The 5,050-nt window shown below is 38.3% G+C and carries 7 protein-coding genes; 3 read left to right on the top strand and 4 right to left on the bottom strand.

The window, feature by feature from the left end; all coding sequences use genetic code 11:
* A partial coding sequence (locus AC33VI_RS11825; protein ID WP_491782465.1) for a hypothetical protein occupies positions 1–253 on the bottom strand: 253 nt, incomplete at its 3' end.
* A 477-nt stretch (positions 254–730) separates the two neighbouring features.
* Between AC33VI_RS11825 and AC33VI_RS11820 the strand changes: the two genes are divergently transcribed.
* Positions 731–1,363: a M23 family metallopeptidase gene (locus tag AC33VI_RS11820; protein WP_491782464.1), complete on the top strand. Its 633-nt coding sequence runs from the start codon at positions 731–733 to the stop codon at positions 1,361–1,363.
* Between the two features lie 78 nt (positions 1,364–1,441).
* Here AC33VI_RS11820 and AC33VI_RS11815 read toward each other — a convergent pair whose 3' ends face one another.
* A complete protein-coding gene (locus tag AC33VI_RS11815) occupies positions 1,442–2,275 on the bottom strand; it encodes a pentapeptide repeat-containing protein (RefSeq protein WP_491782463.1) in 834 nt (277 codons plus the stop codon).
* 102 nt (positions 2,276–2,377) lie between these two features.
* Positions 2,378–2,755 carry a DUF1499 domain-containing protein gene (locus AC33VI_RS11810; protein WP_491782462.1) on the bottom strand — a complete coding sequence of 126 codons (378 nt, stop codon included), beginning with the start codon at positions 2,753–2,755 and terminating at the stop codon, positions 2,378–2,380.
* A 121-nt stretch (positions 2,756–2,876) separates the two neighbouring features.
* Here AC33VI_RS11810 and AC33VI_RS11805 point away from each other — a divergent pair, with 121 nt between their 5' ends.
* Complete coding sequence (locus tag AC33VI_RS11805) at positions 2,877–3,281, top strand: DUF4278 domain-containing protein (protein WP_491782461.1); 405 nt, start codon at positions 2,877–2,879, stop codon at positions 3,279–3,281.
* A 9-nt stretch (positions 3,282–3,290) separates the two neighbouring features.
* On the opposite strand, the gene hpnH is transcribed toward AC33VI_RS11805, so the two are convergent.
* On the bottom strand, positions 3,291–4,307 hold the full coding sequence (gene hpnH, locus AC33VI_RS11800; RefSeq protein WP_491782460.1) for an adenosyl-hopene transferase HpnH: 1,017 nt from the start codon (positions 4,305–4,307) through the stop codon (positions 3,291–3,293).
* Between the two features lie 157 nt (positions 4,308–4,464).
* On the opposite strand from hpnH, the gene AC33VI_RS11795 reads away from it, so the two are divergent.
* Positions 4,465–4,866 (top strand): acyl-CoA thioesterase, encoded by a 402-nt coding sequence (locus AC33VI_RS11795; protein WP_491782459.1) that lies wholly within the window; start codon positions 4,465–4,467, stop codon positions 4,864–4,866.
* The last annotated feature ends 184 nt before the right edge of the window (positions 4,867–5,050 follow it).

Raw genomic sequence — 5,050 nt, 5'->3', positions numbered from 1 at the left:
TGAGAAAGGGAATAATACTAAAAACCGAAGCGTAAAAAGCATTTTGAGATTCCCTAGCAGGACGGGTTTCTTCAAATTCTTCTGGGGAAGTATAGAGCCAACCTTCAGCAAAATTAAACCAACTTTCCAGGCGATCGCTAATCCAATTTCTAGTTGATTTTAAACCTATATATAATCCCAAAGACCAGATACAACTACCAGACAAATTTACTGTATCTAGTTCTAGAGAAAAAGCAATTAAGTCAATTATCATTTTATATTTATAACTATTTGTTATGAGTGTATTTTAGTCATTTATCGACTTCAACTATGCCTTTTAGCGGGTTTGTAACAAGTCAAAAAGCCCTTCTATGAGGCGCGAGGCAACCTCATCCTCCAAGACTGCCAAATTCTCCGTTTCCGCCCGCTTGAGCTAGGCGATCGCTGCAATAAAATTGCAAACAGTATGTCTCTAATGAGAAGTTATGATAAAGTTCGGTACAAGTACTTAGTGTAATATTGCTGGTCAAAAAATTAAACAGTATATTTGGATAGAGTTCTTACAGCTACCGAAGATATTGCTAACTAGCTTAAATTCTATCTGGTAGTAATTACTCGAAAATTATCTATTTTCTGATACAAATTCGAGAATGGAACACTTTTTTGACAGCCAAATTCCATTTTCTGAAACTATAGAGCATAAACTGAGGCTGACAAGCGTAACTTCTTAATATGGATTGAGCCAAAATCAATGACTGATAAACTTAGAATTCGTTGGACTCGCTGGCTGACTATTGCGATCGCCAGTATTTTGCTATCTTTCGGATTAAATAATTGGCAAATTTCTCAATCTAGAGCCTCTGACAATCATCAAGATATTGTGCTAGCTCAAGATGTTTCCACCATTTGGGCAAAAGGCTCTTTCCCTGTAGAAAACTTCCAATCTTATACTTCTCCCTTTGGCTATCGTATTTCTCCTATTGATGGCAAACGTCAATTTCATAATGGATTAGATCTAGCCGCTCCTAGGGGCAGCTATATTCGTAATTGGTGGGGAGGAAAAATAACCAAACTATCTGACAATTCCGCTTGTGGAACATCAATGACGATTCAGTCTGGTGCTTGGACTCATACCTATTGTCATATGGAAGGTTATGTCGAACATCATCCTAACGGTACATTTTTGTTGGACCGCGATGGAGGAATTCAGCTAGTCCTCGGACAAGATCTTCCTGCAGGGGCGAGAATAGGTAGAATTGGCATGACAGGACGCACTACAGGTCCTCATTTACACTGGGTTTTAAGACACAACGGACAATATGTAGATCCTGCCTCCGTACTTAGAGAGATGTTCAAACGTCAGACTATTTCTTCTGCATCTTGAACAATTTTTAGGCTCGATCGACAATTTAGTTTTAGCCTCTACAAACAAGTAGAGGTTTTTTTCTGAGTCAATTAACGATTATCCTCGAATTTCTAAACTATCTTTAGTATTACAGCGAGTGTAACTATTCCAAGTAGTCAAATCTGGTGCGGGAAAACCCAAAATAGTCGCTCTAGCGCGATCGCTCAAACCAATAGCCATACTAAAATCTGCTCCAGCTATATTTTGAATGTTATCAAAATTGGCTTCTGTCAGATCTGCTCCCCGAAAGTCTACTCCTAAAAGCTCCGCATTACCAAAACGAGCTTTACGCAAACTAGCCCCAGTCATAATCGCTTTTTGTAGATTTGCACCACTAAAAGAAACATCGTCTAGAATTGCTTCCGTACAGTCCGCCCCGCTCAAATAAGCTCCGATCGCTTTTGCCCCCGTTAGATCTACTCCTCTCAGATTGGCTGTATTGAGATAAGCGCCATTAAGATTTGCTCCTGGGCCAACCGCACCAGAACTTTTATAATTAAATTCTTCGGGGAAAATAGTGTCGTTATTATAAATTGCTACTTGAAATTTAGTATTTTCTAGCTGACAATCGGTTAAATCTGCGCCTCTCAAATCGGCACGACACAAATAAGCTCCTGTCAGATTCGCTCCTGTCAGATTTGCTCCTGTTAGGTTTGCACCCCTCAAGTCTGTGTTGGTCAAATTAGCACCTTTTAAATTAGCACCAACTAAGTCTGCATTGGTCAAAAGACTACGAGCAAAATTAACACCCTCTAAATTGGCTTGGTTTAAAGCGATCGCATATAAATCTTGCTCGCTGTAGTCTGTGTTAGCTAGACTTTCTCCTGCATTAAGTTTTTGGGTAATGATTGCCGCTAAAGGAGATTTACAGCTAGATGTGGTAGTAGGCACGATTTAAAATAAATTCTTCAAAAATTAACTTCAACTATAGAAAAAAGGGTCAAACAGAGTTAACCCAATTCCTTAAAACATATTATTCAACGTTTGGTATCTTTATTGAAGTTTGCTTCTAATTTCTTCAACTCGCTTGCGGTTGACCCCCGCATCAGACTGACCTAAGCGAGAAGCAGATCTGACATGAACTACGTTAGCTGCTGAATCTCGATAGAATTCTACATCATCCACAAAACCCATTAACTTGCTTTTAAATTCTGCATAGAGATAGTCTTCTGTGGATTCGATAATGGTAGTTCTTTCCATTCCTTCTACTACTTGTTTAATGTCAGCAATAGATACCATCGGTAAAGGATCGATTTTAGACTTGCCAGCATCACTTTGACTGTTCACGCAATTAGGACTTCCAGGGCAACTAGCCAAGCGACCATCTTTAACGCCCAGGTTATTAGGTCTTTCTCCCGTAAAGTTAAACATCTTTTATTTCTATCTCTTTATGTAAAAAAACATTGCTTTATATCTACGCTAGGATTATCTCATATAACCTTATTTCGGTTTAAGCAACATTCAGGGAGTTGAGAACAGTGAGGTAAATTCTATGAAACTAATTTATCGAGGAATAGAGTATGAAGAAGAAAATTACGATCGCCCTAATTTATTAGTTAAAACCCAAAAAAGAGAAATAATTTATCGTGGTAACTCTCCCAGAGGAACAATTAGTCCTAAGTTTCCTTGGTGGCAGTATATCAAACAACTTTTTAGCCAATCCAAAATTCGTTCTACCCTCGATCCCATAACATTCTGGTACGATCGCAAGCGAAAATTTCTACAAGATTGTTGGTCTTTAGACGAGATTGAAAAATTAAATCTTGCCTGGTATTTAACTCAGCAAAGAGAACAAACTGAGGCATTAAAATCGAGCGATCTAGTTAAACTCAAATATCGCGGAGTTGAATACAGCAAAAAAATTGCCAAGAGTTCAAAAATTGACCGCGAACAATAGTTGAATTTCTTAACCACCAAATAAAGCACCTATAGCTTTGCCCATATTTTCAGGCTGCATAGCAGCGGTAGCTGCGGTAGGCTCGTAACCGCAATGTACCATACAATCAGCACATTGAGGATTGCCACTCTTTTTGCCATAATTACTCCATTGAGTTTTTTCGATCAATTCTTTGTAGCTAGAAAAATGTCCTTCATTGAGTAAGTAGCAGGGTTTTTGCCAGCCTAAAACGCTATAACTAGGACTACCCCAAGGAGTACAATCAAAGTCTTTATCTCCCATTAAAAATTCTAGAAATAAGGGATTATGATTAAAATTCCATTTCTTTTGACCTGATTTCCAAGGAGATAAAATTTCTCTAAACAAAGCTTTGGTTTGTTCCCGTTTGAGGAAATTTTCTTGTTCGGGAGCCCACTCATAACTATAGCCAGGGGAAACCATCATACCGTCTAAATTTAAAGTTTCAAGATAGTCAAAAAATTCTTGAATCTCTTTGGGGTCTGCATCTTGAAATACAGTAGTATTGGTAGTTACTCGAAATCCTTGTTTTTTGGCTGCTTTAATAGCTGCGATCGCCTTATCAAAAACTCCCTCGCGATCGACGCATTTGTCATGTTGCTCTTGTAGTCCATCTAAATGGACGCTAAAGGTTAAATAGGGAGAAGGCTCAAATTTACTCAAGCTTTTTTCTAATAAAATTCCGTTAGTGCAAAGATAGACAAATTTTTTCCGCTCTACTAAACCCCTGACTATTTCGTCGATTTGGGGATGAAGTAAAGGCTCTCCCCCTGGAATTGAAACCACAGGCGCGCCACATTCTTCTACCGCAGCAAAACATTGCTGGGGAGTCAGATTTTGTTTTAATATCTCGGTAGGATGTTGGATTTTACCGCAACCCGAACAAGCTAAGTTGCACCGAAATAAAGGCTCTAGCATTAATACTAGAGGAAAATGTTTTCGTCCTAAAAGACGCTGGGTAACCAAATATTTGCCTACGGTAACTGCTTGTTGTAATTGTATTGCCATGTTGGATTTTTCCTCTTATCTCCTCAAACAACCTATCTGCTTGTTTTTAAATAGTTGTACCACATAGAATAAATACTAAACGATCGCGTTATGAATAGCTGACTTGAGTTTGATTCCTGACTTCTCATAACTTAGAACCTATAATGGTTTGACCAAAATGTCCTTTGAACATATTAGAAAAATTTATCTAGGAGATACCGATGCTGCGGGAGTGGTTTATTTCGCCCGAGGGATGGAAATTTGCCACGAAGCCTATGAAGAATATTTAGCTAACTTACAAATCGATCTCCAGCAGATTCTGATAGAACAAACTATTGCTTTACCTATAGTGCGGGGAGAAATAAATTTTTTCGCTCCCCTATTTTGTGGCGATCGCATTACTATCAAACTGACTGTCAATGTAATTAATAACAGCCAGTTTCAAGTTAACTACCAAATATTCAATGCTACCAATTCCAATCAAAGAGCGATCGAGGCACTAACCCAGCACGTCTCTATCGACCCCAATACTAGAAAGAGAATCGACTTACCAATAGCAATACTTGATTCAATTGAGTGACTGGGAAACTTGAAGACTTGGGGAATTAGTTTAATCGATTGTGCGCCTTTTAGGGCTAGTACTTCCTTAACAAAACTACAAATTTGCTGAAAATTAAGTAAACTCATTAAAAGCAGTATCTATACTTAATTTACGAATGCAAGTCAGTTCCAACTCAACTCCATCATTTTTTAAAGCTGTGTTA

It is taken from the genome of Waterburya sp. (genome assembly GCF_058530065.1).
Note: the sequence above shows the minus strand (reverse complement) of the source record. Positions and strands in the feature narration are given on the sequence as shown.